The sequence below is a fragment of the Rathayibacter sp. AY2B3 genome, from assembly GCF_002931755.1.
GTDB lineage: Bacteria > Actinomycetota > Actinomycetes > Actinomycetales > Microbacteriaceae > Rathayibacter.
The window spans coordinates 42,572-69,406 of sequence record NZ_PSUG01000016.1; the positions used below are offsets into that span (position 1 = coordinate 42,572).

The following is a 26,835-nucleotide window of genomic DNA, read 5'->3' on the forward strand; positions in this document are numbered from 1 at the left end:
CATTCCCCGTACGGGTTTTGAGAGTACGCGAAAGAATCCGATCGCGGACGAATCGCTGGAGCATCGAGGCGGCCGGGGAGGTCCGGACGCCTCGCAGACACCGGACGACGTCCTGTCCGTGGAGTCGCCCGCCCCACGCCGGAGGGCCTTCGGCTCGATCCGAGCGACGTCGGACGGTCCGCGACCGCAGACGAATGAACCGTGGAGGGACGCCGTGACGACACTTTCGTCCAGTTCCCCGGGTTCGCTACCCGAAGGATGAGACGAAATCGGCCCGCGGCCAGGACACCCCGACCTCTCCGGCATACTCCATGACGTGAACGACGCCACCACCGCCCCCAGTCTCGACGGCCGCGAGTTCGTGATGACCTCCTCGACCAACAGCGCGGTCGACCCGGAGTCGCCGTCGCGGTTCCACTACTCCGAGCGCGACGGAGTGGTCTGGGGCGACTACGTCGGCGACACCGTGACCTTCGGCCGGTTCGTGGGCACGCGCACCGGCGACGCCCTGCAGGTCTCGTTCGTGCATCAGCTGATCGACGGCGGGACCGTGGTCAGCGGCACCGGCGGCAGCCGTGTCGAACTCGACGGCGAAGGCCTGCTGCGGCTCGTCGAGGAGTTCGAGATCGACGGCGACGACCACGTCAGCATCTGCGTCGAGGTCTGACGCTCAGCGCGCCGCGTCGCGGCCGTTCCCCGCGGTGGTGAACCGCGTCATGCCGATCCGGAGCGGTCGGGGATGTCGGAGGGCAGCAGGTAGGCCTTGCGCACCACCTCGTCGAGCACGACGACCGAGACCACCGACTTCACCTCGGGCCGGGCCGCGACCACGCCGGTGACGAAGTCGTGCACGCCGCCGATGTCGAGCGAGCGGACCAGGAGCATCGCGTCGTGCTCGCCGGTCGTGATGCAGCAGTACTCGACGTCGGGCATCTGGAGGATGCCCTCGCGGAACCGGTGCCACGACTGCGGGTGCACCGTCACGAACACCAGGGCGCAGACGTCGAGCCCCACCTTGCCGGGATCGACCAGGGCCGAGAACCCGGTGATGACCCCGGAGGCGGTGAGCTGCTCGACCCGGTTGAAGACGCTCGCCCGCGAGACGTTCCGCGCAGCGACGGTGACCCTCGGCCCCCACCGGGTGGAGCTGCTGCAGTACGACCCGCCTCGACCGCTCGAGTCCGCCGGCTCGCCCGCACAGGTCGGCACGGTGCACATCGCGCTCACGGTCTCAGACCTCGATCGTGTGCTCGAGCTCTGCGCTGGACACGGCTGGAGACCGGTCGGGACACCTCACCGGATGACCGGTGGCGCCCGAGCCGGCACGCGCATCGTCTACCTCGAAGGGGACTGGTGATGCTGGTCCGTGACGCCTGAGACGAATCCGTGCTCTGAGGGCATTCACTACTGAGGGGGTGATGTCGGATGGTCGGTGCTGCTGAGGCGACGCTGGTGGATCGTCTGCGCGGCGGTGACCCTTCGGGGTTGGACGCTCTCTTCAGGATGCACGGCCGCGCGGTCCATCGGGCTGCGAGGAGCTTCCTCGTGGACGCCGACCAGGCGGAGGACGTCGTTCAGGAGAGCTTCCTCCTGCTCTGGAAGCGCCGCTCGAGCGTGCGCATCGCGGGGGAGTCGGTGCTGCCGTGGCTTCTGGTGACGGCGCGGAATCTCAGCTCCTCGACCAACCGCCGCGAGCAGCGCCGGCGCCACCAGCCCCTCTCCGACGACACCGCTTCTCGCGGCGTCGACGCGGAGACGAGCGACCGGCTGCTCGACGTGCGGCGTCTGGTCGAGCAGATGAGTGCGACCGACCGTGCGATCTGGACGGCGTGCATCGAGGACGACCTCAGCTACAGCGATGCCGCCGCCTCCCTCGGCCTGTCCCACGGGACGGTCCGCAACCGGCTCTCGCGCGTGAGGGCCTCCCTGACGAGAACCCTGACGGAACGGACAGAGGACCATGGACAGTCGTGACCTGAGCGATGAGCAGCTCGAGCGCATCAGCGCACGCCTCACGCAACGGATCCGCCGCCGCCGACGTTTCGGCCAGGCCGCGGCGGTGACGCTCGCCGGCATCGCGGGCGCGGTCCTCAGCGCGACAGTCGTCACTGCGGTGACGACGGACCGCGGCACTCCGGTCGCGGCGCCCGTCACCTGCTGGGAACAGGACGGGCAGGGCGTCGCACTGTCGGGCGAGATCCGAACGACGGCAGAAGAGCCCATCGAGTCACTCGCCGCGGCATGCGCTGCACTCCTGGGGTCGGGTACCGACGGCATCACAGACGGGACGGACGCTGCACTGTTCTCCCTCGCCGGAACCCAGGTGTGTCAGGAGGGCGGGGGGATCCGGATATTCACGGGGATGAGCACCCCGGTCGACTGCACCGACCTGCCCATGAACCAGGACGGAGTCGACCAGTGATCACCAGACGTGCGAGACCCCTTCCCTTCAGCATCCTCTGCCTCTCCGGGGCGCTCCTTCTCGGCGGATGCGCGACGAGCGCCACCGTGTCCGGCGCACCGTCGTCATCGCAGGTCCCGGGTGAGCAGCTGCGAGCCGAAGACGTGACGAAGCTCACCTACGAGAGCACCGCGGTCATCGGTGATCAAGGATCAGGCGGATGGGTGCTCGATCATCCGGTCGGTTTCCACATCGTCAGCATCGACGGCCGATCGAAGCTCAGCGTGAACGAGCCCTGCAACGGGCTCACCTACGATCTGCAAGCGGCCGGCCTGCAGCCTTCCGTCTGGGTCGTCACCGCAGGCCCTGCGACGACGTTCGTCGCCTGCACTGACGGCGAGCAGTGGCTGGTGGACGTGCTGGGCGCCGAGGACGTGAGCCTCACGCAGACCACGACCACGCTGCGCATCCGCTCCGGCCCCGTCACCATCGACGCAACCGCGAGTACGACGCCCACCTCGACTGAGACACAGGCGGCACCGGCCTCGACTCGGGACCCCCAGCCGTCGTCACTCCTGACGGAGGCCCCGACGTGCCCCCCGACTGATGACACCGCCTACGGGCCGATGATCGACGTCCAGCAGCTGACGAACCCGGCGCTCGACCTGGCCGACGGCGCCGGAAGTCGCCTTTCGACGCTCAGCGCGGAGGAGAAGACGCAGTACCCGATCTACGCGGTGCGGGCGACGTATGCGGAGCTGTCCTCCTGCGCCCCGGGACTCGGCGGCGACACTCGAATCGCACCGGAGGCGCTGATGTGGGCTCTGAGCGTCCACGCCCCTGTCGTGAACGACGCGCCGTACGGATTTCCGGCCAAGAAGTGGGACGTCTACACCGTCGTCTACGACGGCGATACCGGAGAGGCGACGGCCTCCTCGACGGGGGTCGACCTCCAGGCGCTCGGGATGCGCGGTGCGGTGATCACCGCACGGTAGAGGAACGAGAAGATGATGGATCGGCGTTCAGTACGGGGATGGTTGATCGGTCACGAGACGCGGCGGTCCCGGTCGACGTCTCCAGTAGCTGTGGGTGTGCAGCGCCCAGCTGTGCTCGGCCTCTGAGGTGGAGGTGTATGCGCATGACTCGCGTCTGGTTCAGAGCGGAGGAAGCTCGACGTTCTGGCGTGCGGCCAGACGGGTGAGCGCGGCTTCTAGGTCTTGCCGAGCTAGCTGTTCTGCTTTCGGTCCGGTAGGAATCTTTGCGACAGAACGCCTGACGATCATTGTCAGTGTTGTGTTCACGAGTCGGACGATCGGCGTCTCGCGCGGTGGCTCGTAGTTGACGTACCCACTCACGTGGTCCACGCCGACGAGGCGCCACCACCGTTTCCACTCGGGTGAGCAGAGTCGGTCAGCAAGCCGGTCGACCTCGGCGAGATACTCCGCGGGAACATCATTCACCGGGCCCCCTCCTCCCCACCCGACGTAGACGTCGTCAGTGGGCTGCTCGATGAAACGAAAGCCCGCCCCGACGGCGGGGCCGGTCGGCTCGATCGGCAGCGGCGTCGTGAACCCTCCGCTCAGGTGGACCGTACCGGTGGCGACGTCGAGGGTGAACCGTCCGCGATCGCCGAGCAGGATGCCGGGAATCGATACGCCTTCAACGGAGGAGCTCGACGTCCATCGCAGGTCTCGTGCAGCGCGATCGAACGACCAGAAGGTGGAGTCGCCGACTATCGTCTCGGACAGCACCGGCGGCCGCCCTCCGCCCAGGTGCTCGACTTCGACACGGAGACGGAAGCAGCCGTCGTCCTCGAGCACGCCGATCAGCCGCATGCGATGCGATCGAGCCGGGTTCTTCTTCCATGGCCCGCGACGCGGTTCCCCGTAGTCGACTCCTCTTAGAGCGTCAGTCGCTCGACTCACCGCGGCCGGATCGCCGCCCTGGTTGCTCACCAGCCTTCGCAGCGTCTCCGTCCACATCGTCAGCACCAGTTCATCCCGCGCACGCACATCGAGGTTGTGGAATCCCGCCGGTACCGCGAAGTGGACCGAGTTCTCACCGTCGATCACGATGCGAGAGATCTCGACCTCGAGATCGGTACTCGCGGATGCTCCTCCTGGGAGAAGTCGGATGCTCGCCCGCGGCATCTCTATGCGCTGCTCCGCCAGGCGTTCTCCGAGCGGTTCGGAGATCTTCCTCGACCCTCGAAGAATGGCGTCCATCTCGAGCAGGGGCCAGTCCGATTCGTCCGGGGGGCGCGGTGGAGACCATCGGACGTCCGGGTGGCCCGTGTTCGGCCAGAGGTGCACTTCCCTCAGAATCGGCGCCATGCGCCGATCATCCCACCGGGACAGCGCGACAGTGGCGCCTCACGGTGGGCGGCTAGGTCTCCGGTGTGCGGATCGGTGTCGCAAGCGGGTCCTGCGGCGGCGGGTCCGTGAGGTGGACTGACCACGCTTCGCCGTGGCTCTCGGACCAGGAGAGGTACATGTCGCAGCGCGCGAGCCCGGGTGCATCGAGGATCACCCTCGCGTTGACCGGGACGACGTCGGAGTAGACGGTCGGTTGGGCTTGAGCTTGTGCGACCGGGGAGCACTCGGCGACGAGCTCCGCGACGGAGTTCGGGTTCGATGCTGGGAAGTGAGCCATGACCGCGGTCTGCGGATCGTCCGTCGTCAGGTCCCGCACCAGCGTCTCGGCGTACTCCTCGTTCAGACCCTCTTTCGGGTAGTACGGCTCCGCAGTAGCGTTCGCGAGGGCGAGGGCGGATCCTGCTGCGCCCAGCGCCAGCAGAACAGCGAATCCTCCGATGAGGACTTGAGTCGATCTCCGGGCCATGTGCCGATCATGCCGTCCAGCTCTCCTCGTGATCGACAGGCGAGGGCGGCTGCCTCTTCCGGTCGACGAAGAGGAAGACGGCGGACCCGAGGATCGCCGATCCCACGACAGCCGCTGTCACCCCGAGGACGACCCAGCCCGCGGGGACGTCTGGCGCAACGGCGAGGCCGACCGCGACGCCGACGAGGGCGAGGACGAGTGGCGTGAGGGCCACAGCTGTGCGGCGCATGCTCGCAGCCTGGAGGGGCTCGATGCTGAGCCGATCGCGTTCGAGCCCGTCCCGTTCGAGGATCGTTCAGTGGGCGCGGACTGCACCACGCCGACGGATACGAAATTCCAGCGCAGCGACCTTCGGGAGCGTGTCGCGCAGATCCTAGCCTTCGTCACGTCGCGCCTCACGGCGCATGAGGACCACGAACCCGACGATGACGAAGAGGACGACGAACACCACGGAGACGATCGGCCAGTAGGTCACGAAGAACCAGACGATGGCCAAGGGCACCAGGATGACTGCGCGGGGATCAGGCACCCGGCGTTCCCCCGTGCCCCGCCAGCCGAAGGGGCGGGTCGAATGGGTGCTGCTCGTTCTTGCGGGAGCTGCTCATGTCGCGGGACAGCTCGTAGGGGAGCGCGGCGAGCGTGCTTTCCACGCGGAGGCCGGTGCCGGTACCTGGCGGTGCCTTCCGTTCGCGGCGCTGCGGCGTCACTGTTCCGTGCTGGAGGGCGACAGTCGAGCGGCTGCGAGCTGGCGGGTGCCGGGATCACCGACACCCAGGATCAGGACGCTCTCGATACCGCCGATCGTGTCGGGATCGATGATCTGCAATTCCTGGTCGGCATCCGCTGTCAGCGAGCCGACCTCGCTTCCGACGTCCGCAGGGAACCTCAACTCGCCGTCATTGTCTTCGAGTGGAGCGCTTGTGAGAAGGACTCGCGGCTCCACTGCTCCGGTCAGGCTCAGCCCGCTGAGGGACAGCCACACCGTCCCGTCCTCTCGCTCCTCGATCAGGAGATCACCGCTCGCATCGTTGGACACGCTCTCGAGCGAGGTGCGGATGGGCAGCTGCTCCAGAAGTGACTGTGCGGCGGGAGAGCCCGTTGTATCGGAGCCGTCCGTAGGGCTGCCCGTTGGGAGGCTGGAAGCGGTGGACGTCATCGAAGGGCTGGTGACGGAGGTTCCATCGAGGGGTGCCGTGCAGCCGGCCAGGGCGAGAACGAGCCCGCTCACAGCGACCGTGGCCGATAGCCGGCCGATCGCGTTCCTGTCTGTCATGGTTCCTGCTGCTCCGTCCGTCGATCTGTCGCTCAGCCTACGCAGGGCGCGATTCTCATCGCCCTGTCGACGGTTCTCTGCGGGGCCGGTGGCGTGAACTCCTCCCGATCGGATCGTCGTCCGAGCAGCGACCGGGCGTCAGTCGCGCTCCGCCCCCTCCCCTCCAGACATCGTGAGCCAGAGGATGAGGGTGAGGATGAGGCCGATGATGCCGCTGACGAGCAGCGCAGCGACGGCGACGGCAGACGCGCCGAACGACCCCTGAGCATCGTTGCTCATCTCCACCGGCACGAACCAGTAGGCGACGGCTCCGACGATGAACAGCACGCTGACGACAAGGGCGCCGATGCAGGTGTCCCGTCGCACCTTTTCTTGGGACCCGTCGCCTGAGAGGGTGACGAGCCACAGGATTCCGATCACGGCGGGAGCGCCGGCGAGGAGCACGAGTAACACGGGTTCCCCTAGCTGATGACGGGCCGCGACAGTATCCGCAGCTGGGGCAGGAAGAGCGCCTCGGCCGATACGGCGAGCATCACGCTCCTCTGTCGAGGGCGACCGTCTGGCTCGCGGTCATCGGGCAGCAACGGTGAGATTCAGGTCCTCACCGACGCGGAGGATCTCGTCCGGGGGGAACCGGAACGGGTTGAGGTAGAACAGGTCGTCGGCCGTCATGCCGAATCGTGCCGCGACGTCCTCTGCGAGGTCGTTGCGAGCGACCGCGTACGACGTCGGCTTTCCGTCCGTGGATGACACCTCGCCACGCGCTGCTGCACGCGGGCCGGCGTCCCGGGCGACGAGGGTGCTGCGCTGCGGCTGCACGTTCCACTGGACGTCAGCGATGGCGAGGATTCTGGTCGAGCAGTCGGGGTCGTCCTGCGGTCGTGTCGTGAGAACGAGTTGATCGATCGCTGTCGGGTCGCCGCGGAACTCTGAGAGGTTCCGCCACGCCTTGTAGGGCTTCCCGGACTCCGCGTCCGCGAGACGCATCGGGAAATCGACGTCGAAACAGGTGGTATCCGCGTCGATCGGATCGAGCGCCCCCATGACCGCTGCGGAACCGGAAGACGCGGCGGGGATGACGAGCTCGTCGGATGCCAGGGCCAGCCGGCCGTCCGCCGCGCTCAACTGGACGGCGCCGGTTGTCCCGTCGCTCCCGGTGAACGTCGCTACGCCTAGATCGCCGGTCAGCGGGGAGGTGAAGCCGTCGTCCGTGTTCGTCGCCGGAGGCGGAGTCGAAGGTGCAGGCTGCGCCGTGCATCCCGTCACGACTAGCAGGCATGCCGCGACCGCGACCGTGCTGCGCACCTTCGAGAACGTCCCCACCGGCTCAGGCTAAGCGACGTCACCGCTTTCCTCGTGGTCGCGTCTCCGCCTGAAATGCTCAGCGCCGTTCCGAAAGGGGAGTGTCTGTCGCCGGTCATCAGGAAGCCCGACGGCTCCTAGGCTGACCTGATGAATTCCCCGGCATCGACCCGCCCACTCGTGGGCGCTGCTCGCATCGCCGTCGGCGCAGCCGCGATCGCGGTGATCCTCCACACCTACGCGCTGAGCATCGCGGCCGGCGACCCGAATCCGTTCGACTACTTCGGCTACTTCACGAACCAGACCAGCCTCCTCGCGAGCGCGGTGCTGATCGTCGCGGGTTCGATCGCGCTCGCCCGCCGTCCGACCCCGGTGTGGCTGAGCTACGTCCGCGGCGCGGCGACGGCCTACCTGATCGTCGTCGCCGTGATCTACAACACCCTCGTCCCCGGTACCGGGACGGCCCCGCCCTGGGTCAGCGCCGTCCTGCACGTGGTGCTCCCCGCGCTCGTCCTCCTCGACTGGATCGTCGTCGCCGACCGCGGACCGCTCTCGTGGCGCCGGCTGTGGGTGGTCCTGCCCTACCCGATCGTCTGGGTCGTCGTCGTGCTCGTCCGCGGAGCGACCGACGGATGGGTGCCCTACGGGTTCCTGCTCCCCGAGAACGGAGTGCCGTCGCTCGTCCTGCACGTCGCCGGGCTGACCTGCGCGGTGCTCCTCGCGGGCGCGCTCGTCTGGGCGCTGAGCCGACGCCGTGCCTCATCTCGTTGATGTCCCGTCCCCTCTCGCCGTGGATCACGAGAGGGCGCTCACCACAGCTGGAAGCCACGCGACGAGGACAGGCCGACCGAGAGCCTCCGCGGAGCGACGTACCCACCGACAGCGGCAACGACGATCCAGATGACGACACCTACCCCGCCGCCAGAGCCATCACGTCTCTGGGCTCGACCAGCACGAAGAAGAGAGCGGCCGTCGCTCCGCGCAGGGTCGCGATCGAAGCGAGCGTCGGCTCGCCGGTGCCACGGAGAGAGGCCGACCATTCCGTGAGCGTGGCGAGCGCGCTACCGAGCGATCGCGCGCTTCGCCTCATCCGCATCGCCTCCGGCGTTCCGTCCGGGGATCGTTCACCGGTCGCTGGAGCGCCTCCTCACATCGGTCGCTGCCGTCCAGCGATCATCGCGAGCGACGGCGCCCGGCCCTTCTCGATGTGGGTGAAAGCGATCGACTCGGCGAGGCGGTCGTTGCCCGAGCGGATCGCGTCGAGCAGGCCGTGGTGCTCGTCGGACTGCTGGCGCTGGTCGCGGGCGCTGGTGAGATAGAACAGCCAGGTCATCCGGCCGGTGACGGCGCGCATCAGCGAGGTGAGCAGCGCGCTGCCGGCGACCTCGACGATCGCCTCGTGCACGACGGTCGAGGTCTCGGCGACCTCCAGCCAGTCCTCGCTGTCGAGGGCGCGGTGCTCGGCGTCGATCGCCTCGAGCAGCGGCTGCAGCGACGCCCCGGCGGCGACGGCCTGCGCGGCCAGTCGCGCGGCGAGCGTCTCGAGGCTGAGCCGGACGTCGAAGAGCTCGACGACGTCCTCCACACTCCACTGGGCGACCCGGGTGGAGCGGCGGGGCAGCATCCGCACGAAGCCCTCGTTCGCGAGCTGCGGCACGGCTTCGCGCACCGGTAGTCGCGACACGTGCAGCTCGGTGGCCAGCGAGGCCTCGACGAGCCGAGACCCCTGCGGGTAGTGGCCGAGGATGATCTCCCGGCGCAGCGCGCGGTAGGTCTGGCTCGCGAGCGACTCCTCGGTGCTGACGAGTGTCATGACGGTCCTCCTCGCGACGCCGGTGCGACCATTCAACACGCTCGGCCGCTCTCCGCCGTTCAGCCGGGCCAGCTGCGCTCCTTCGGCAGCGGGCGGGCGTAGCTGTCGATCCGGCTGGTGCCGAGCCGCTGCCGGACGAGGGTCTCGACGAGCGCGGCCGCCGCCGCGACGCCGTCGACGACCGGCACGGGCAGGCGCGCGCCGACGTGCTCCTCGAGCCCCGCCATGCCCGCGCAGCCCAGGCAGACGACCTCGGCGCCGCGGGCGATCGCGCGCTCGCCGGCGGCGACGAACGCGTCGAGGGTCGCCTGCGGATCCTCCTCCAGCTCGAGCACGCCGAGGCCGGTGTCCTCGATCGCGGCGCAGTGCGCGATCAGGCCGGCGGTGGTGAGGCTGTCCTCGATCTGGCCGACCGCGCGCCGGACCGTGGTGACGACCCCGTAGCGGCGGCCGAGCAGCATCGCGAGGTGCGCGGACGCCTCGGTGATGTCGACGACGGGGACGTCGAGCAGCTCGCGCGCGCCCTCGCGGCCGTGCTCGCCGAACCCGGCCATCACGACGCCGTCGATGCCGGCCGGCAGCCGCTCGAGGGTGTGCAGGACGGCCGCGGCGCTGAGGAAGCTGTCGTACCAGCCCTCGGCCGACGCGACGCCCCAGCTCGGCGTGATCGCGACGATCTCGGTGCCCGGCCCGACGGCGAGCCGGGCGCGGGCGGCGGCCGTCTCGGTCATCGACTCGGTCGTGTTGCAGTTGACGACGGCGATGCGCATCAGCGGCCCGCCGCCGCGGGGACCCCGGAGAGCCGGATCTCGCTGCCCGCGTCCCGCAGCCGCCCCAGATCGATCAGCGCGGCGGCGACCGCGAGGTCCTGCGCCGCGAGGCCGACGGAGTCGAAGACGGTGATCTCCTCCGTGCAGACGCGGCCGGGAGCGGTGCCGGCCACGACGTCGCCGAGCTCGAGCAGCCCGGCCGCCGCGTCGAGCGCGCCCTCCGCGATCGCGAGGACGAGGTCCCCCGACTTCGCCCGCGCCGTGGCAGCGCTGTCGACGACGAGCGTGCCGATCGTCATCGCCGCGGCGTCGAGCTCGCGGTGCTCCGGCCGCGGACGGGCGCCGACGGCGTTCACGTGCTGGCCGGCGTGCAGCCAGGCGCCGCGCACGATCGGCTCGACCGACGGCGTCAGCGTGCAGAGCACGTCCGAGCGCTCGGCGACGGCCCGCGGATCCGCAGCGCGGGTCACCGGATGCCCCACCGCCTCCTCGAACCGGTCGAGCGTCGCGTCCGACCGCGACCAGACCACGATCTCGTCCAGGTCGCGCACCGCCTGCAGCGCGCGGACGTGCGCGACGGCGAGGTTGCCGGCGCCGATCAGTCCGAGCACCCGGCTGTCCGCCCGGGCGAGGTGCCGGGTGGCGACCGCGGAGGCGGCGGCGGTGCGGGCCCGGGTGATCAGCGCTCCGTCCAGGACGGCGACGCACTCTCCTGTCACGAGGGAGGTGACCAGGATGGTCGAGCGCTGCGTCGGGAGCCCGCGCGAGGCGTTGCCGGGCAGGTCGGCCATCAGCTTCACGGCCGCGAGGCCCAGGGTGTCGGAGCGGACCGCCATCGGCAGGATCAGCCCGTCGTCCTCGCCCGCGAGGGCCGTCGGCGCGCCCTGGTGCAGCGCACCGGAGCCGAGGTCCGCGAACACCTGCTCGACCGCGCCGAGCACGTCGACGTCGGGGAGCAGCGCGGCGATCTGCTCGGAGGCGAGGACGAGCGTCATCAGCGCGCGCCGACCGTCGCGCGTCCGGTGAGCTCTGCGAGGGAGGGGGCGCTGGTGACGAGCCCGGCCTCGGCGAGGATCCGCATCCAGCGGTCGGACGCGGCCTCGTCGATCACGGTCGTGTCCCAGACCCCGCCGGCGGCCATCTCGTCGGCGGCCTCGTGCAGGAGCACCGGATCGCGGTCGGGCCAGCGTGCGGCGAGCACCGCGTCGATCTCGGCGCCGGCCTCGCCCGCCGTGATCTTCTGCATCGCCGTCTCGATGGCGTCGACGAAGCGCTCGGTGCGGTCGGCGAGCTCCTCGACCCGGTCGGTGCGGGTGTAGTAGACGCTGTTGGGCATCACGCCCGCGTCGAGGTGGCGGAAGACGATCTGCCCGCCTCCGGCCGCGACGAGCTCCTTCGCCGAGAGCAGGTCGAGCACGATCGCGTCGCCGAGGCCGTCGCGGTAGAGCTCGAGCATCATCGCCGTGGACAGATCGCGCGCCCAGCGGGTGGCGGAGACGTCGAGCCCGGCCTCGCGGATCAGCCCGGCGGTGAACTCGAACGGCGCGCTGCCGCCGGCGCCGGGGGCGAGCACGACCTTGCCGGCCAGCCAGTCGAGCCCGACCGGTCCGGAGCCGTCGCGGGCGACGATCGTCATCGGGAAGCGGTGGTTGAGCTGGCCGACGACGGTCAGCTCGCGGCTGGTGCCGGCGTACATCCCCGGGACCCAGAGCCCGCCGAGGGCGAGGTCGGCGGCGCAGGAGTCGAGGTTGTCGAGGACGCCGGTCCAGGGGTCGCAGGCGGTGGCGGTGACGGCGAGGCCGCGCTCGGCGAACAGGCCGCCGACGTCGGCGACGTACTCGGGGAGGTAGTTGAGTCCGTTGGCGGTGGCCGAGACGGTGAGAGTGTCCATGGTGCTCCTTGTGGTGCTGTCCGGTGGATGGTCACGCCCCCGGCGCCGGAGCGCCGGGGGCGTGGGTGGGTCAGTGGGCGGCGGCGGCGATCGCGTTCTCGTTGACGTCCTCGAGCGAGCGTCCGCGGGTCTCCGGGGCGAAGCGGGAGGCGACGACGAGCACCGCGTACATCACGGCGGCGAGGCCGAAGACGCCGGCGAAGGCGAACGAGCCGTAGAGCGCGACGGCGAGGAACGGCATGACCGCTCCGGCGATGTTGCCGATGCCGTTGACGATCGAGGCTCCGGAGGCGCGGATCGCGGTCGGGAAGATCTCGGCGGTCCAGGTGGCGAGGGTCGTGTTGGTGACCATCGTGAAGAACTGGAAGAGCGCGCCGAGGATCAGGATCGCCCCGGTGCCGTTGCCGAAGCCGGCGAAGGCGAGCGCGGTGAGGCAGCCGAGGACTCCCGCGGCGCCGACGGCGGTGCGGCGGCCGACGCGACCGGCGATGAGGGCCGCGGTCGTCGCTCCGAGGAGCGAGCCGATGTTCATGATCATCGTGTAGAGCAGGCTCTCCGAGACGGAATAGCCGCGCTCGACCAGCAGGGTCGGCATCAGGAAGTTCAGCGTGACCTGCGAGCCGAAGGCCATCCAGGACGCGACGCCGAGTGCGGCGGTGCGGCGGATGACCGGGCGGCTGAACACCGCGGCGGGGGAGGCGGACATCCGCACGGGCGGCAGGTCGTCCGGCGACAGCTCGACGGGAGGGCGGTCGGTGGTGGGGGTGAGCGAGTTCGAGGCGAGGATCGCGAGCGAGCGGTTCGCCTCCTCCGTGCGGCCCTGCGAGAGCAGCCAGCGCGGCGTCTCCGGCAGCTTGCGGCGGTAGAAGACGACCAGCAGCGCGGGGACGGCGAGGATCACGAACGACCAGCGCCACACCGAGTCGGGTCCGCCGAGCGGGGTCTCCAGCGGTCCGAGCAACAGCAGGAACAGGCCGTAGGAGAGGAAGTTGCCCAGGCCACCGGCGCCGACGTTGACGGCGCCGATCGCGGTCCCGCGGAAGCGGGTGGAGACCATCTCGGAGAGCATGACCAGGCCGATCATGAACTCGCCGCCGATCCCGATTCCGACGATCAGGCGGCTGACGAGCAGCATCTCGTAGTTCATCGCGACGGCGCTGAGCAGTCCGCCGAGCGTGTAGATCAGCAGGTTCAGGCTGAGCGAGAACCGGCGGCCGTAGCGGTCGGCGAGGTAGCCGGCCAGCACTCGGCCGATCAGTCCGCCGATGACCGTGGCGGTGTTGATCGTCGTGAGCTGGATGTCGCCGATCTGCAGCGTCTCCTTGATGTGGCTGCCCATGGCGCCCACCGAGTTCTGCTCGAGGGTGTTGAAGAACTCCCCGGCGAGGATCAGCAGGAAGATCCAGAACTGCGCGCGGGTGAAGCCGATGGAATCGAGGACCGAGGCGACCGTGTGGCCTGAAGCGGGCGGAGCGGTGGTGCGGGATACAGCTGACATGTGTAGCTCCCAGCAGGGCGAGGGGTGGTGCGGCTCCAGAGTGATGGTCACCGCGAGGACTCCTCTTTTGTATCCCAGACTCGATTTCGTGCAGGTTTCCACGATGCTACAACCTCCCCCTCTGCAACGATCGGCTCACCGAGCCAGGCAAGAACTCACGCCATCCGCCACCGACGGTATACAAAACAGGTCGGAGGCGTGCCGAAGCCGGATCATCCCGTGAGGAGTGACACGCGGTGCGCGAGTCGCTGACGTCGTGCATCCCACGGACCCGGCCGACCGCGCCCTCGGGCCCCTGCTCGAGGAGCAGGAGGGGGGCCCGGCGACCGGAGATGCGGACTCGGATCGTCCCGCTGCTCGTCGAACCGCGCCGAGTTCGAACCGGCACATGGTCCGAGAGGCGGGCGTGCGCGAGGAGTGATTCGTGCAGTGGTGGACGCGGGCTGCGTTCGTGCTGGGCGTTCTCGCCGTCGTGTCGTGCGCGATCGAATACCTGGCGACGGCTCACCTGTGGCGGGGCGATCCCCTGGTCATCGGGGTCGCGACCACGCTGCAGTACGTTCTCCCGCTGGCCGGCGTCGTCGTCGGTCATCAGGCGCGACGGCACGACGGTCCTCGCTGGGAGTCGGCGGTGGGACTCGTGCTGTCCTACCTCTTCCTGGCCGTTGCAGTGGTGCCGGTCGTCATCGGGTCGATCGGACTGCTGCTGGCACGCTGATCGATCGACGACCCGGATCGTTCAGCGGTTCACGCGATTCGCCGCCGTCGGAACGATCGGCAGCTTCTTCGCGCGAAGGGTGGTGGCGAGGAGCCGGCCGAGGAGGGAGGCGATGCCTGCCGTGACTGCGTATTCCGTGATGAGGCCCGCGGAGGAGGGCCAGGTCGCGTTTCCCGACGCGAGTACCAGTGCGGTGGAGGCGGCGGCGCCGATCACGAGTCCCAGACCCAGGAACGCGGCCGCCTGCCCGACACGCGGGAAGCGGCGTGTCCGCCGGTCGAGCCAGAGACTCGAGGGAAGCCACAGGAGTGCGCCCGCGACAGTGAACGCAGCTGCCGTGCCCGCGATGAGCCCTGCTGCGGACCCGCCCGATACATCCCAGCTGCCCGCGGTTCGCAGCAGCGCGAGGACCGCAACGGCCGGCCACGCCAGAATCCCCCATGCCAGTTCTCGTGCATCCATGAGCATCAGGATCCGGCACGTCGGTGAACACGCCATGAATCGGAACCGTTCAGCACGCCAGCGAGTCGCGCGTCAGTGAGACGTGTCTAGGACGGGTCCCCTGCGGGGAGCGGCACGTGAAGGTCGGACGCCGTGAACGGAGTCCGGGCCAGCCGGAGGATGAGCGCGTCGCGCTCCGCCGTGAGTGAGGCGATCGTGGGACGGTCCAGGCGTGGGTCCGCTATGTCGCTGAACGGACTCTGCGTACCGGTGCGCGAGGACACGAGAGCCGCGTACCTCGATGCAGCGCTCTTCACGTCGGCCGCGGCGCTTTCGATCCGGCCGCGTCGGCTCTTCTTCCGGTGGCGAGCTCGGCGTGCTTCTCGAGCGCCTCGACGAGCTTGCGGTGGGCTGCTTCGATCTTCTTCGACATGCGCCCATCCTTTCGCGCCCTCCCCTCCACGTCACTCAGGGTGTCTCCGTCGCCCTCGCGACCTTCGTTCTCCTGGTCGTAGCGATGCGCCTCAGCACGCCCTCTCTCGCTCGATGGCGGTGGCTGCCGCTCAGCGTGGGCGGAGAGCGGTCGGATCGATCCGACCCAAGGGGACGCACCGTCAGCTGGCGGGGGAGGCGTCCGGTGCGACGGTTTCCGGGAGATCTGCCGGGGTGTGCGCCGTCTCGTGGGTGAGGGTGTCGACTGACCAGGTGCCCGCGCGCAGCCGTAGCGTCGCCTCCTGGGGGAAGGAGTAGGCGTACTCCGGAGCAGCTTCTCCTGTCTCGTACGGACTCCGCTGAAGGGTGGTGCTCTCGGTGAACGTCACCGTGGCCGAGTCGCCCGTGATCTGCACGGAGTTCAGCGCCACGTCGGTCTCGAACGCGGTGAAGGATTCACCTAGCTCGAGGTAGTGGTCCCGCTGAACGCGTAGTCGGGCGTCGTCCTCCAGGACCAGAGCAAGTCGCTTCGGCGTCGAGGTCGACTCCGGGACACCGAGGCCGGTGAGCTGCGGCGATCCCTCGACCAGGCTCTGAGCGTTCCGGTGCTCGAGGTCTGCGATCAACGCCGTCGAGATCGCCTCGTTCTGCGACGACGAGGACGCGAGGCCGACGACCACCGCTGCACCCCTCGCGGACGTGGGTCTCGCCGCCGACTCCGACCGGATGATCCAGGCGCTGGGCGCGCAGACCGACGCGGTGATCGGCTTCTTCGGCGATCGTGCTGCGGAGTGGATCGAGCGGCTCGGCTCCGTGCCGGTCGTCGAGCTGGACCCGACCGGCGACCCGCTGCGGGCCGCGGTGCTGCTCGACCACTCCGACGCGGTCGAGGCGCTGGCCGAGCACCTGGCCGGAGCGGGAGTCCGGCATCCGGTGGTCGTCGACGTCTCCCGGGATGCCCGGCCGAGCCGGCGAGCGGAGCTGCTGATCCGGGCCTTCGCCGCGCACGGACTCGAGGCCTCCGTGGTGCGCGCGGAGGGCCCCACGGCCCAGGCGGCCGCGGACGCGACCGAGCGGATCATCGCCCGGCCGCGGGCCGCCGACGCGATCGTCGCGTTCAACGACCTCTGCGCGCTCGGCGTCCTCTCCGCCTGCCGGCGGGCGGGCGTCGACGTACCCGGCGACGTCCGGGTGGTCGGCATCGACGGCCTCTCGATCGGGCGGCTGCTCGCACCGACGCTGACGACCCTCGCCGTCGACCTCGACGAGCTCGCGCGGCACGCCCTCGACCTCGCGGTCGCCATGATCGCCGGCGAGGTCCCGCCGGGCGGTCCGGACGTCCACCGCACCGTCCGCCACCAGCTGGTGCTCCGCGAGTCCGCCTGACGCGCCCCGGTAGCGCGGACGGATTCGACCGTCTGCGGGGCGTGAATCACCCCCGACTGCGGCTGGGGGCTCAGCCGGCCGATCCGGTCATCGGCCTGCGGTGACAGCAGCTTCCGCGGAGTCGAGTCCGGCCCGCAGCTCTTGAGGGGCCCAAGCGCATGCACCGTATGCACGGAGGTCTGAAGCGTCAGAGGAAACCTGCCTCGACAACGATTCCATTCGCATTGAGTTCTGCGTTCAACTCGCGAACCAGCTGTATGCCGTCATTGATCCATGCATTGCGAAGGGCGGCCGACTCCCAGTCCTTTTCTGGAGTCACGTGACGTTCCCAATCGTCAAACCATCTGCTGATCTTCTCCTCGGTCAGGCGCGACGCACCGAGTGAGCTGGCCGTTACGTTGTAGTCATCTGCGGCATCTTCCCACAGACACCATCGAGAATCGTAGTCGGGGAAGAGGCGGATTCTTCTCATGACAGTCGCGTTCCTCTCAGCAGCTCACCCCTGAATAAGGAAAAGCGGTCAGAAGGCGATCGTTCGTATTGGACCAACCCGCTCTGACTTTGAAGGTATACACGATGTCGCCGGTTTGCGTATTCCAGAAGTATAGTTGGGTTACCCCACAAGACGTTTGATTCAAGAAGTTTCCTCCCTTGTACTCCGGCCATGTGACCGCTTCCCCTGCCGCTGCTGCCATGAGGTCGTCCCAGGAGAAGACTCCCTGTGATTGTGATTTCCAACCGGCTTGACGCGCTCCATCCAACTTGTGCTGCCATTGGTCCATGTGCTTGCCGCTAATGTGTTTGTATCCCCACCCACGATCGGCGTCGCCCTCGCCGCATTTCAATCGGACGTCCTTTCCGATGCCATCCCAGTAATGGACATACTCCGCGTATACGTCGTCGGCATGATTCAGGGTGAAGCAATCGAACCACTTCTCCCAATCGAGCAGCAGCGGCCTTTTGCCATCGCTCCCGGTCGGAGAGGGCGGATCGGGCAACGCTCGCGTCGCCGAAGCAATTTCCTCTTCTGTGATCGGGACAAGAGTCCTATCGACCATTCGACCCATGCTGATAGTGCCGGAGCCGTCTTGGTCGGTCGCTATCGTTTGTGCGTCAGCCGCGGATGTGAAGACTGTGCTCAAGATTGCGGTGATCGTAAAAGTGGTCAGAATTCTTCGATGTGCTCGACTTGTAGTTTCTAGCCTGAACATAGAGGCGCTCCGTCTCGTTTCCCGCTCCGCGGGACTCTCGTTATTATCTTCTGTCTGCTGCAGGCTCTGTCGAACGTCGTGGAATCTGGTAACACTGGATTCCATGGAATTTCCTACGTCGAGTCCGACTACCGTTTCCTTCGCCTCGATGCAACCCATCACCTCACGTTGAGGATCGGCGCAGGTCGCTATGAATGCGAGCGAGGCTTTTTGTAGACAGGTCGAGCGGCTACTCACAAGCAATATTCGCCTAGCTCGAAGTCGGTGCCTGCGCTACAGGACAAAGCTTTCATCGAGGGGTGGAAGTGTCAAGACGTGACATGTAGGTGGCGCGTTTTCCTGCTCCGAGACACACATGTCTTCTGTCGGACGGGATTGCCATCTGGGCTACGGCGGAAACTCGGGGTGCCTTGGCCGTCCTTGTGTGCTGGCGGAAGCGAGTATTCCGGCGGACGAGCGGTACGAATTCAGGAGTGAAGACAAGCCGATTCCGCGCCGACGCTTTGGCGGGAACACCTGAACCGGGACGTGCCGTGATTCATTCAGATGGTGCAGGTAGCTTCGGGTGGTCGGTTCGACTTTGCAGGATTTCGGTGAAGCTAGGTCGACATCGTACTTATCAGCCTTTTGCTGCAAACATTGCGTCACATTGGCGCAGCATCGACGTGTGTCGAGAGTGGGCGACGAGTGCGTCCATTGCCGGGCGCACCGTACGCGACGTGATCTTGCGGCCGCTCGTGGTGCGGCACAAGCTAGAGGCAATGGGTAGGCGGAAATGGCGCGGCAGAGGCGCATCGAGGGAACCTACACGTCTGCAGTACACGAAAGCGAATTCCCTTCTATCGGATTATGTGCTGAGTCGTACCAAGTCGTCTCTCGAGGAGAAACGAGGGGTGAGGGTCCGACCGTGGGCTGTGGTGGCAGGCGAGCGAGATGAGGTGTCGAGCTGTACTGAGAGCCGCGCACAGAACGACCGACGAGGAGAACACCGATATGGTCGCGGTGGAGGCTCTCCAAGAACTCTGAGGAACGGATGACGGGATCGCTTCTCCAAGGCGAGCGGCGTCTGTCCACCTCATCACGGGATCGTGCGAACAACCCGCGGTGGCCGCACCGTCCGCCACCAGCTGGTGCTCCGCGAGTCCGCCTGATCCGCCGCGCGGGCGGTGGTCCGGGTAGTGAGCGACGCGCGGCGTGGACCCCGTTCTCGTCCGTGCTGCATCCTCGCGGTGTGACTGTCCAGCCTCCCGGGTCCCGGGATCGACCGATCGCACGGGTCGGCCTCGCCGTCGTGTGCCTCGCGGGTCTGCTGCACGCGGCCTCGAGCCTCTACTGGGCGTTCGGCGGTCGATTCCTCCTGCCGACCGTCGGCCAGTGGGCGGTCGATGCGGTGGAGCGGTCGCCGGTCGGAGCCGCAGTGCTGCTCGGCCTGATCGGCCTCGTGAAGGCGACCGCCGCTACTGTGCCGGTCGCCGCGGCGTACGGACGCATTCCGGGGGTGCGGATCTGGCGGGGCGTCAGCTGGGTCGGGGGCGTGTTCCTGATTCTCTACGGCGGGGTCGACGTCGCGGCGAGCGGAGCGGTCCTCCTCGGGATCATCCGACCCGCCGGCGGCTACGACGAGTCGGCCATGACCGGTCACGCGCTGCTGTGGGATCCGCTGTTCCTGCTGTGGGGGGCAGCCCTCGTGGTGTGGCTGTACTTCTCGCGTCCGGCGCGTTCGGGACGCTGACTCGAGCACCCCGAGCCGGCGCCGTCGTTCCCGAGGACCGCAGCGGCTCGAGGGGCCGTAGGCGCTTCGGCTCGCCACGGACACCGCGTCCGGTTCGGACAGCAGAGCGTCGAGGCCTGCTGGCAGGGGCGGGCGCGAGAGGATCAGAACCGACTCGCAGCCGAGCGAGTCCCGATCCTCGTGGAGGACGGGTGCTCGACCGACGGCGGGTCCCGAGCTCAGTACTGGGCGAGCTCGTGCACCTCGACCGAGCCGTAGAGGGGGGCGCGGCGGGCGTACCGGACCGCGTCGTCCTGATCCGAGCAGTCGAGGAGGTAGTACCCGACGAGGGTGGACGGCCTCTCCGCTCGCGAAGGGGACGAACCGCCGCGCTCCTCGCCCGCCGCGGACAGACCGGTCACGACGGAGACGCCCCCGCCGGCGAACCGGGCCGATTCGACGAGAACGCCGTCCGCCTTCAGTGCCGCTTCGTAGTCCTCCCACGCCGCGTAGTCCTCGGGGGCACCGCCTCCGGCGTAGCTGCCGTCGGACCGCATCACGAGCATGACCTTCATCGCGCCTCCAGGTTCGTCCGACCCGTGTTCTCCGGGCCGGGTCGGTTCAACGGATCCTCTGCAGGAGACGGCACGCCTCCGCGGAGCGCTCCCCGTGGCAGCCCTCTCGGTGAGGACCGCGCCGAGGAGCGGTGGTCGAGCGGGCGTGACCGGCGTCCCCGCACCAGTCTGAGCCGAGGCGAGCGTTCTGTGAAGGCTCGTTCCGGCGGTCGTCTCCACGGCAGCGGCCGCAGGGGCGAGCGCCGGCCACCGGGTCCTCCGCTGTTCTCTGCGGCCGTCCGCGCTCCTCACCCTCTGCGGGGAGGCCCGTGATCAGGTCGACGGCGACGGCGACCACGAAGGTGACGAAGAAGAAGGCGGAGCACAGCCTTGTGCAACCCACGTTGACATGGCCGAAGTCAGCAACCTAGGTTGACAGCATGGAGTCCTCAGAGATTGCGGCAGTGGCGGCCGACACCAGCGACCCGAGAGCGGGGCTGCGAGCCGTGGCGACGTTGCGCGTGCTGGCGGACACCTTGGAGCTTCAGCAGGTCGAGGCCGCGCTGCGGGCGGGTATGACGTGGCAGGACATCGCCGACGCGCTCGGGGTCACCCGGCAGGCCGTCCACAAGAAGCACTCCAGACGAGTCGACCCCACGATCCCGATCCACAGGAGGAACGCATGAGCAAGCTCGCTCGCGTCGCTCAGACCACTCAGGCCCTCTCCCTCGCCGCTATGGAGGAAGCCTCCCGAGCCGGGCTCCGCGTAGCCGACCTCGAGCATCTGTTCCTGGCCCTGGTCATCAACGACCAACCCGCCGGAGAAGCGCTGCGCGGCATGGGCATCGACCTGGACGCCGCCCGCCGCGCCGTGGAGGAGCAGCATGCGGCCCAGCTGGCCTCCCTCGGTATCCGAGCGTCGTTCCCCGACACCGGACGGATCGTGTTCCATGAGACGGCCGGGTACGAGTGGAGCAGGCGCGCGATGGACCTCATCACTCGCTCCAGCGGAAGGAAGAAGGGCGGTGACGCCGCCGCCGTGCTCCGAGACCTCGTGTCCGAGCCGAGCGGACTGATCGCCGACATCCTCAGGCGCCTGGGGACGTCACCCGGGGCCGTGCTCGAGCAGCTCGACCGGTTCGACGCGCCTGTCGGACGAACCGCGACGAGGATGAAGGGGCGGGTATCGGCGTCGACGGAGACGTTCGTTCCAGCACCGATCGAGGAGGTGTGGGAGTTCCTCGCCGACCCGGCACGCGTCTCCGAGTGGGAGGTGACTGTCGGCTCGATCGATCGTGCGGACCAGGACGTCGCGACCAGCGCGGTCTGGCACGGCCGCGCACGCGGACGTCTTCCTGACGGAAAGCCGATTAAGGTGAAGCCCCAATTCAGCCGCCGCAGGATCGAACTCGTGGTCGCGCACCGACCGGACCGGATCGCGTGGAGCTTCGCGTATCCCGATGTTCCGCACAGCAGCTCGCTTCTGACCGATTTCACCGTGGTGAGCACGACCGGCGGCGCTCGAGTCCGGATCGTCAGATCGTGGTCTGTACTGACGGGCTGGCGGAGGCTCGTCGCGTTCCCGCTGCGTCCCCTTCAGAGATTCTTCGCGTGGATCACCGTGTTCCAGACGGGCAGCGCGATCAGCCGGACATTCCGCTGACGCGGCAAGCGAGATGCCATGGGCGGACGCGGAGGCGTGTTCGCGCCTGACTCCGATGAGAGCCTGACGTCGAGCTTCGCGGTTCTGCGCGCGGGTGTGCGGTTCCGGGACTACCAGGACGCGTGCGGGCGCGCCCTCACCGAGGGGCTGATCGACCTCGGCCTGATCCGCTGCTCCGTCGACGAGGCCATGGCCCCGTCCGCGTCGTACCACCGCCGGTGGAGCATCTCCCGCGCCGGGCACATGCTCGGGATGGACGTGCACGACTGCAACCACGCTCCGCACGAGACCTACCTCGGCGGGGTGCTCGCAGCCGGCCACACGCTCACCGTCGAGCCGGGATTTCCGTTACCTTGACTCCCGTCCGCCGGCTCGCGACCGAGACGAAGGGCGGTACTGGCTCGCGAACAGCGCTCCGAGAGACACCCCAGAAGATCGAATCCGGCTAGCGAAGCCCGCGGGCCTCAGAAATCATGTCTGCGTGGTAACTCAAACCAAGCTTGCAGAGCTCCTGAACGTAGAGCGGCCACGGCGGAACATTGCCCACATAAGGCTCGTCGTCTCGACCGTCCCAGAGGCCACCGCTGCGCAGCGTTGACAGCCCACCACCCCTCAGCGTCGATAAACCGCCACCGCGCAACGTGGAGAGGCCCCCTCCTCGAAGCGTCGACAGGCCGGCTCCCCGCAGAGTAGATAGTCCCCCTCCTCGCAACGTGGACAAGCCGCCGCCTCGAAGCGTCGACGCGCCCCCGCCATGGAGCGTGGAAGCACCGTCACCGCGAGACTCTGACATGCCACCGCCGGTGCCCGTGTAGAGCCCACCGCCCGAGCCGGAGTATAGATTACGAGGCCAACTCATAAGCTGAGCATAGGACAGCGGCCAACAACAGGAGAGAGGTCGATCGAACGTGAAGGAGTTACCCAGATCTGAAACATCGCTACCGCGATCGCCTGTCCACCGGATACCTTCGATTTCATGACAACCCTCCGCCAGTACTCGCATCTCAACTTCGTCGTGCTACAACTTGCGGCCAACCATGACGCCGCAGTAACACCGGGCGAAGTCCTCACCGCAGCTGCGGAACGGCGGCTCTTCGACCTCATTTACGCGACGGCCGATCGCGCGGGCGTGGATTCGTCTCACATTGGCCAATTAGTCGAGGGGGAGGATATCACCGACGCCCTCGCTTCCTGGGCCAATGTGGCCGATCTCACAAGGCGCTACTCGGACCAACTGACCCCGAGCAGTTCACACGGATGGCTTGTTCTGGCATTCGGAATCAACGAAACCTTTGCTCGGCATGGTGACACTGACGCCACCTGAGGATAGAAACCACCAAGCGCAATTCGTCGACTTCATTCTCGAACAAGAGTGACTATGTCCGGTAGTCGAGACAATCACGGATTCCAGTATTGCCAAAGAAACAAAAATGTTTGAGCCGCCAGTAGGGCGCCATGAAGGGATTCCGGTGTTCGACAACGAATGGCGGGAGCAGCTGCTCGAGCAGCTGAGCCCGTTGAGCTCAATCTCCGCCCAGGGAGATCGCGGGCTAGCTATGCTCTCTAGGGGAATTCAACTTGCGCACACTTCGGAGATTTCAGAAGAACCCATAAGTACAACTGGAAACTTGATCAGCTACTGCGTTCGAGATGCGATGGATTCCATCTTCCCAAAACTCGACGATCCGAGGATAAAAGACGCAGCCCAGCAATTGGTGAAGCGTTGGCGTCAAAGCATTGACGTGGTCGACTCCGACCTCAGAACGGCTCTTCAGAAAGAACTAAATTCCCTAGAGAAAGCAGTCGCCGCCTCGAACAAGGGCTTCTTGAGTAGGGTGGCAGGCTTTATCGGGGTTCTGAACCCGGGTTTGCCAGCAGACCTGAGTATCCCGGCGATGAATGAAATGCGCGAATTGAACAAGGCCGCTAATGCCGGCGTGCATGGGAGTACTACTTACGACGACGCGCTTGCACTCCTCAATCGAGTGCTTGAGCGGCTTGTCGAACTTGTTGCACCGCTAGCAGTAACTTCGAGGCAATATCGGGAGTTGGTCAGATCAAAAGATTTCGAATCAATATCCGTCCTACTATCTTCGAACCCCGATCCGCGCATCCGTGTCTACCTCTTCGACAACGTCCGCGATCCTCTTCTCGCTCGAACAATCCATATAGAGGAGCTCCTGCCCGGGCGTTCGGCCTGGCTGGCATACAGCTATGTCCGCCACCTGGCCATCAATAACTCCGACGAATTCAAGGCTTTAATTGATCGCATTGATGCAGACCGGAAGCTGACTGCGGAAGTAGCTGCCGAGCTACTTGATTGTGCTTCGATTGCTGGCGCAGCGGTAGCCTTCGAGGTCGATCGCTTGAGCCGAAAAGCCGGTCGAGAAATGCATTCCGCGTATGTCGCACGGTGGTTGCAAACCCAGGTGAATGGTTCACCGAAATGGATCTGGTGGAGAGTTCTGACTCGACTCGTTACCAACCTCGATGTTTTAGCGAGGCAATATCATTCCGTTCACGGGATGAATTTGGTACTGGAATCTGCGCTCTCGCAACTTCCAACCGCTGCTCCTCCCGATCGGTCAAAATTCTCGTCGGCAATTATAAATGCTCTTACCCAGCTTGACAGGCAAACTCCCCACGCCATAGAACAACATTTCCGTTACAAGTCTACGAGAGCGCAAACTCTCGCCCACGTACTAATCGAAACCTCATTGGAGGTCGTTGCAACAGAACAGGCGTTGGGCGAAACTGTCGACCTCACGATGCTTGGCAAGCGCAGCCATGAAGCGCTCGTCGCAGCTGCTTTGGCCAAGGCCATCGAGACATCGGATCCGGGGCGACGTGCCCTACTCGCTCGCCGGGGATTCGATCTCGTCATAGATCGCATGAGCAATTCCGAGTGGCCAGAAGTGCCAGATTATAACCTGCTAGCCGCAACTCTTCCCTTGCTTGGCGATGAAGCCGTATCATCAATTCGAGCCATACTTGGAGAGGCCCCCTCGCCAGATGTAGTGTCTGCTGATCTAGATCCGGCCGTTAGCTATCGCGCGGATTGGTTCAGAGAGGCCCAGTGGACCGCGTACCTACCCGAAGATGCAAGGCCCGAGATGTGGAGACGCGTCCTACAGCAGGCGGCCACTCAAGACGTCAATTTCGGACCCCAGCCCGCCTACGATCCTTCTGTTGCACCGCGCGCACACAGCTCTCCGCTGCAGGATATTGACTTCGATGACATGACAGTCGTCGATCTGACGGAAGTACTCAACAGCTCGTCTGCTCTTGGTGATCCCGGTGATCCAAACCTTCTGTCGCGTCGGTATCAGCAGATAGAAGCGCACGTGAAATTTCATCGAGAGGAGTGGCTGACACATTTTCGGTCGGTCGCCCGAATACAAGATCTGGGGTCGCGGCTCCACGTGCTCCGTGCCCTCAAAAGTGACGCCGGCGAAGCGCCGATGCCATCCTGGGGCGAACTGAAGTCGCTCTGGATGAACCTCCTCGCCGAGGTAAACGATTTCGCATTGAACGGAAACGAGTCGGCGAAGCCGGTAGCGAGCCAACTCGCCGAGACGGTGCTCGAACACCTCCGCCATCGCGTCGCCGAACAACCTCCTCAAGCTGAAGACATTGACTGGTGGACCGAAGAAGTACTGCCTGCAAGCATTCTAATGGTCACTTGGTTTGGCTCTCAAGAACACGATTACGGCATGCCGGCCCTATTCTCTGTTCGTGGCGAAGTAGTGCACCTTCTTGTAGCACTGAGTTCGCCTATTGACGGTAATATCACGCGAGATGTGGCGCTGAGTCACGCTCTCGACCGACTTGCGAGCATCGCGCTCAGTGACCTGCTTTTCACCCGCAGCATCGGCCACTGGGCTCGATGGCTTTTACACCGGGATGCGCAGTGGTGGGAACGGTACTCCGGCCAGTTCGTCGGCCCGAACAGCTCCCTAGAATCTCGGTCGATGTTACTCACCGCAAACTGGGACTCTGGCAACTTTGCATTGGCTCTCCTCGCGAGCGACCTGGCGCATCTAAACTCTTACGCGAGCGAGTCAACCGACGCTGCAGCCTTACCTGCACTAACCGCTGTCCTCTTTAACATCCTACCGATCACGGCAATCGAGGAGAGTACTTGGTCGGCAATCTTCCGTGATGAGAGCTCTTGCGAAAGTGCACTACGGTTCTTGTTTCCCGAGCACACTATCGATGATGACCCGGCCGGGTCGCGGCGGATCGAGATATTGCGGTGGGTGGCGGTACACGCTGGCGGTGGTACGAACCTCTGGCGAGCAAGTGACGTACTCGCGGGCTCTCCTGACTTAAGTGACGTCGATCTTTTTTCGTTCACGGCGGGGCTTGCAAAGAGCCACAGGGGTGCACCACTTTCGATGGGGGTCATGTCGGTGCGCCTTGTTCGTTCGCTGAATCTCCCTGATGCCGTTACGACTCTCGAAGCTATATGCGCGGGGAATCTTGGCGCCGATCGCCCGATGGCGCAGTACGACATTCAAGCGGTGAACTTATGGTTCCAGGAATCCGGCGACACTCTTCGTCCCGATTTACGTACTCGGGTACATCACGCACTTTTCGAGATCGGCTTCTTCAGCGAAGAGAATGGGCGGCCTTTCTAAGTGCGCTGGCGAATCAACCGAGGTCGGCGAGCCGCAGCATCGGCCCTTGCTTCTTCGTTGCCGAAGTGGATAGCGTCGATCGGGAGGGCTGCGAGTTGGCTGCGGGTAGTGGGTAGACGTGCATAGCTGGCTTCTCCACAGCGTCCAATACGCCGTCAACCTCGCTGAACAGCACATCTGGATCCACCACGTCGCCGACCTCGCCGTCCGACATTCCAGCCTCGCTGAGCTGGCGTTGCAGCTTGCCGTGTCCGTTGACGCTGTCCGGGCACACGGTGTTCACTTACAGC

At 66.6% G+C, this 26,835-nt stretch carries 33 protein-coding genes; 14 read left to right on the plus strand and 19 right to left on the minus strand.

Annotation, left to right across the window (positions count from 1 at the left end):
* Positions 1-316 precede the first annotated feature (316 nt).
* Positions 317-667 (plus strand): hypothetical protein, encoded by a 351-nt coding sequence (locus tag C5C24_RS07265; protein WP_258060307.1) that lies wholly within the window; start codon positions 317-319, stop codon positions 665-667.
* 47 nt (positions 668-714) lie between these two features.
* Here C5C24_RS07265 and C5C24_RS07270 read toward each other — a convergent pair whose 3' ends face one another.
* The gene (locus C5C24_RS07270) at positions 715-1,218 is read right to left on the minus strand and encodes an Lrp/AsnC family transcriptional regulator (RefSeq protein ID WP_258065083.1); all 504 of its coding nucleotides are present in this window, start codon (positions 1,216-1,218) and stop codon (positions 715-717) included.
* On the opposite strand from C5C24_RS07270, the gene C5C24_RS18620 reads away from it, so the two are divergent.
* The 4 genes from C5C24_RS18620 (at position 1,142) to C5C24_RS07285 (ending at position 3,396) form a co-directional block, all read left to right on the plus strand.
* Positions 1,142-1,357, plus strand: a complete 216-nt coding sequence (locus tag C5C24_RS18620; protein ID WP_219815345.1) for a VOC family protein — start codon at positions 1,142-1,144, stop codon at positions 1,355-1,357. The two genes, C5C24_RS07270 and C5C24_RS18620, sit on opposite strands and share 77 nt — an antisense overlap.
* 68 nt (positions 1,358-1,425) lie before the next feature.
* Positions 1,426-1,974 (plus strand): RNA polymerase sigma factor, encoded by a 549-nt coding sequence (locus C5C24_RS07275; RefSeq protein ID WP_104304637.1) that lies wholly within the window; start codon positions 1,426-1,428, stop codon positions 1,972-1,974.
* Positions 1,961-2,422, plus strand: coding sequence for a hypothetical protein (locus C5C24_RS07280; protein ID WP_104304638.1), 462 nt, complete (start codon positions 1,961-1,963; stop codon positions 2,420-2,422). The genes C5C24_RS07275 and C5C24_RS07280 overlap by 14 nt, the downstream gene beginning before the upstream one ends.
* Before the next feature lie 143 nt (positions 2,423-2,565).
* Positions 2,566-3,396 (plus strand): hypothetical protein, encoded by an 831-nt coding sequence (locus tag C5C24_RS07285; protein ID WP_146082551.1) that lies wholly within the window; start codon positions 2,566-2,568, stop codon positions 3,394-3,396.
* Between the two features lie 159 nt (positions 3,397-3,555).
* Here C5C24_RS07285 and C5C24_RS17590 read toward each other — a convergent pair whose 3' ends face one another.
* From C5C24_RS17590 to C5C24_RS07315, 7 genes are all read right to left on the minus strand, one after another.
* A complete protein-coding gene (locus C5C24_RS17590; protein ID WP_146082552.1) occupies positions 3,556-4,734 on the minus strand; it encodes a hypothetical protein in 1,179 nt (392 codons plus the stop codon).
* Between the two features lie 52 nt (positions 4,735-4,786).
* Positions 4,787-5,242 carry a hypothetical protein gene (locus C5C24_RS07295; RefSeq protein WP_104277421.1) on the minus strand — a complete coding sequence of 152 codons (456 nt, stop codon included), beginning with the start codon at positions 5,240-5,242 and terminating at the stop codon, positions 4,787-4,789.
* Between the two features lie 7 nt (positions 5,243-5,249).
* On the minus strand, positions 5,250-5,471 hold the full coding sequence (locus C5C24_RS07300) for a hypothetical protein (protein ID WP_146082553.1): 222 nt from the start codon (positions 5,469-5,471) through the stop codon (positions 5,250-5,252).
* Positions 5,472-5,615: 144 nt separating this feature from the next.
* Positions 5,616-5,771, minus strand: coding sequence for a hypothetical protein (locus C5C24_RS17915; RefSeq protein ID WP_181135497.1), 156 nt, complete (start codon positions 5,769-5,771; stop codon positions 5,616-5,618).
* A gap of 174 nt (positions 5,772-5,945) precedes the next feature.
* The gene (locus tag C5C24_RS07305) at positions 5,946-6,515 is read right to left on the minus strand and encodes a hypothetical protein (protein ID WP_104304642.1); all 570 of its coding nucleotides are present in this window, start codon (positions 6,513-6,515) and stop codon (positions 5,946-5,948) included.
* A gap of 138 nt (positions 6,516-6,653) precedes the next feature.
* Positions 6,654-6,968 (minus strand): hypothetical protein, encoded by a 315-nt coding sequence (locus C5C24_RS07310; RefSeq protein ID WP_104304643.1) that lies wholly within the window; start codon positions 6,966-6,968, stop codon positions 6,654-6,656.
* Between the two features lie 117 nt (positions 6,969-7,085).
* Complete coding sequence (locus C5C24_RS07315; RefSeq protein WP_104304644.1) at positions 7,086-7,838, minus strand: hypothetical protein; 753 nt, start codon at positions 7,836-7,838, stop codon at positions 7,086-7,088.
* Between the two features lie 129 nt (positions 7,839-7,967).
* Here C5C24_RS07315 and C5C24_RS07320 point away from each other — a divergent pair, with 129 nt between their 5' ends.
* Entirely contained in the window at positions 7,968-8,588 is a 621-nt protein-coding gene (locus C5C24_RS07320) for a Pr6Pr family membrane protein (protein ID WP_104304645.1), read from the plus strand.
* Between the two features lie 376 nt (positions 8,589-8,964).
* Here the strand turns inward: C5C24_RS07320 and C5C24_RS07330 are convergent, their stop codons facing one another.
* The 5 genes from C5C24_RS07330 to C5C24_RS07350 form a co-directional block, all read right to left on the minus strand.
* Entirely contained in the window at positions 8,965-9,630 is a 666-nt protein-coding gene (locus C5C24_RS07330; protein WP_104277414.1) for a GntR family transcriptional regulator, read from the minus strand.
* Positions 9,631-9,689: 59 nt separating this feature from the next.
* Complete coding sequence (locus C5C24_RS07335) at positions 9,690-10,400, minus strand: aspartate/glutamate racemase family protein (RefSeq protein ID WP_104277413.1); 711 nt, start codon at positions 10,398-10,400, stop codon at positions 9,690-9,692.
* On the minus strand, positions 10,400-11,395 hold the full coding sequence (locus C5C24_RS07340; protein ID WP_104304647.1) for an ornithine cyclodeaminase family protein: 996 nt from the start codon (positions 11,393-11,395) through the stop codon (positions 10,400-10,402). The genes C5C24_RS07335 and C5C24_RS07340 overlap by 1 nt, the downstream gene beginning before the upstream one ends.
* Positions 11,395-12,291, minus strand: a complete 897-nt coding sequence (locus C5C24_RS07345; RefSeq protein ID WP_104277411.1) for an ABC transporter substrate-binding protein — start codon at positions 12,289-12,291, stop codon at positions 11,395-11,397. Before C5C24_RS07345 ends, C5C24_RS07340 begins: the two co-directional genes overlap by 1 nt.
* 70 nt (positions 12,292-12,361) lie before the next feature.
* Positions 12,362-13,891 (minus strand): MFS transporter, encoded by a 1,530-nt coding sequence (locus tag C5C24_RS07350; RefSeq protein WP_258065080.1) that lies wholly within the window; start codon positions 13,889-13,891, stop codon positions 12,362-12,364.
* A gap of 322 nt (positions 13,892-14,213) precedes the next feature.
* On the opposite strand from C5C24_RS07350, the gene C5C24_RS07355 reads away from it, so the two are divergent.
* Complete coding sequence (locus C5C24_RS07355; RefSeq protein ID WP_104277410.1) at positions 14,214-14,507, plus strand: hypothetical protein; 294 nt, start codon at positions 14,214-14,216, stop codon at positions 14,505-14,507.
* Positions 14,508-14,528: 21 nt separating this feature from the next.
* On the opposite strand, the gene C5C24_RS17595 is transcribed toward C5C24_RS07355, so the two are convergent.
* Both C5C24_RS17595 and C5C24_RS07370 read right to left on the minus strand, forming a co-directional pair.
* A complete protein-coding gene (locus C5C24_RS17595; RefSeq protein ID WP_181135498.1) occupies positions 14,529-14,969 on the minus strand; it encodes a hypothetical protein in 441 nt (146 codons plus the stop codon).
* 593 nt (positions 14,970-15,562) lie between these two features.
* The gene (locus tag C5C24_RS07370) at positions 15,563-16,060 is read right to left on the minus strand and encodes a hypothetical protein (RefSeq protein ID WP_104304648.1); all 498 of its coding nucleotides are present in this window, start codon (positions 16,058-16,060) and stop codon (positions 15,563-15,565) included.
* A 19-nt stretch (positions 16,061-16,079) separates the two neighbouring features.
* On the opposite strand from C5C24_RS07370, the gene C5C24_RS07375 reads away from it, so the two are divergent.
* Positions 16,080-16,766 carry a LacI family DNA-binding transcriptional regulator gene (locus C5C24_RS07375; RefSeq protein ID WP_258065081.1) on the plus strand — a complete coding sequence of 229 codons (687 nt, stop codon included), beginning with the start codon at positions 16,080-16,082 and terminating at the stop codon, positions 16,764-16,766.
* A gap of 187 nt (positions 16,767-16,953) precedes the next feature.
* Here the strand turns inward: C5C24_RS07375 and C5C24_RS17600 are convergent, their stop codons facing one another.
* Both C5C24_RS17600 and C5C24_RS17605 read right to left on the minus strand, forming a co-directional pair.
* On the minus strand, positions 16,954-17,238 hold the full coding sequence (locus C5C24_RS17600; protein ID WP_146082555.1) for a hypothetical protein: 285 nt from the start codon (positions 17,236-17,238) through the stop codon (positions 16,954-16,956).
* 16 nt (positions 17,239-17,254) lie between these two features.
* Positions 17,255-17,908: a hypothetical protein gene (locus C5C24_RS17605; RefSeq protein WP_146082556.1), complete on the minus strand. Its 654-nt coding sequence runs from the start codon at positions 17,906-17,908 to the stop codon at positions 17,255-17,257.
* 1,300 nt (positions 17,909-19,208) lie between these two features.
* On the opposite strand from C5C24_RS17605, the gene C5C24_RS07380 reads away from it, so the two are divergent.
* Positions 19,209-19,709 (plus strand): DUF3995 domain-containing protein, encoded by a 501-nt coding sequence (locus tag C5C24_RS07380; protein ID WP_258065082.1) that lies wholly within the window; start codon positions 19,209-19,211, stop codon positions 19,707-19,709.
* 218 nt (positions 19,710-19,927) lie between these two features.
* Here C5C24_RS07380 and C5C24_RS07385 read toward each other — a convergent pair whose 3' ends face one another.
* Positions 19,928-20,263 carry a YciI family protein gene (locus C5C24_RS07385; RefSeq protein WP_104304650.1) on the minus strand — a complete coding sequence of 112 codons (336 nt, stop codon included), beginning with the start codon at positions 20,261-20,263 and terminating at the stop codon, positions 19,928-19,930.
* Positions 20,264-20,682: 419 nt separating this feature from the next.
* Here C5C24_RS07385 and C5C24_RS07390 point away from each other — a divergent pair, with 419 nt between their 5' ends.
* From C5C24_RS07390 to C5C24_RS17615, 5 genes are all read left to right on the plus strand, one after another.
* Positions 20,683-20,928: a hypothetical protein gene (locus C5C24_RS07390; RefSeq protein WP_104233627.1), complete on the plus strand. Its 246-nt coding sequence runs from the start codon at positions 20,683-20,685 to the stop codon at positions 20,926-20,928.
* Complete coding sequence (locus C5C24_RS07395) at positions 20,925-21,905, plus strand: SRPBCC domain-containing protein (RefSeq protein ID WP_104304651.1); 981 nt, start codon at positions 20,925-20,927, stop codon at positions 21,903-21,905. Before C5C24_RS07390 ends, C5C24_RS07395 begins: the two co-directional genes overlap by 4 nt.
* Before the next feature lie 18 nt (positions 21,906-21,923).
* A complete protein-coding gene (locus tag C5C24_RS07400; RefSeq protein WP_104281866.1) occupies positions 21,924-22,262 on the plus strand; it encodes a M24 family metallopeptidase in 339 nt (112 codons plus the stop codon).
* Between the two features lie 619 nt (positions 22,263-22,881).
* Positions 22,882-23,229 (plus strand): hypothetical protein, encoded by a 348-nt coding sequence (locus C5C24_RS17610; protein ID WP_146082557.1) that lies wholly within the window; start codon positions 22,882-22,884, stop codon positions 23,227-23,229.
* A gap of 145 nt (positions 23,230-23,374) precedes the next feature.
* Complete coding sequence (locus C5C24_RS17615; RefSeq protein ID WP_146082558.1) at positions 23,375-26,545, plus strand: hypothetical protein; 3,171 nt, start codon at positions 23,375-23,377, stop codon at positions 26,543-26,545.
* A 13-nt stretch (positions 26,546-26,558) separates the two neighbouring features.
* On the opposite strand, the gene C5C24_RS07415 is transcribed toward C5C24_RS17615, so the two are convergent.
* A complete protein-coding gene (locus C5C24_RS07415; protein ID WP_146082559.1) occupies positions 26,559-26,819 on the minus strand; it encodes a hypothetical protein in 261 nt (86 codons plus the stop codon).
* Positions 26,820-26,835 lie beyond the last annotated feature (16 nt).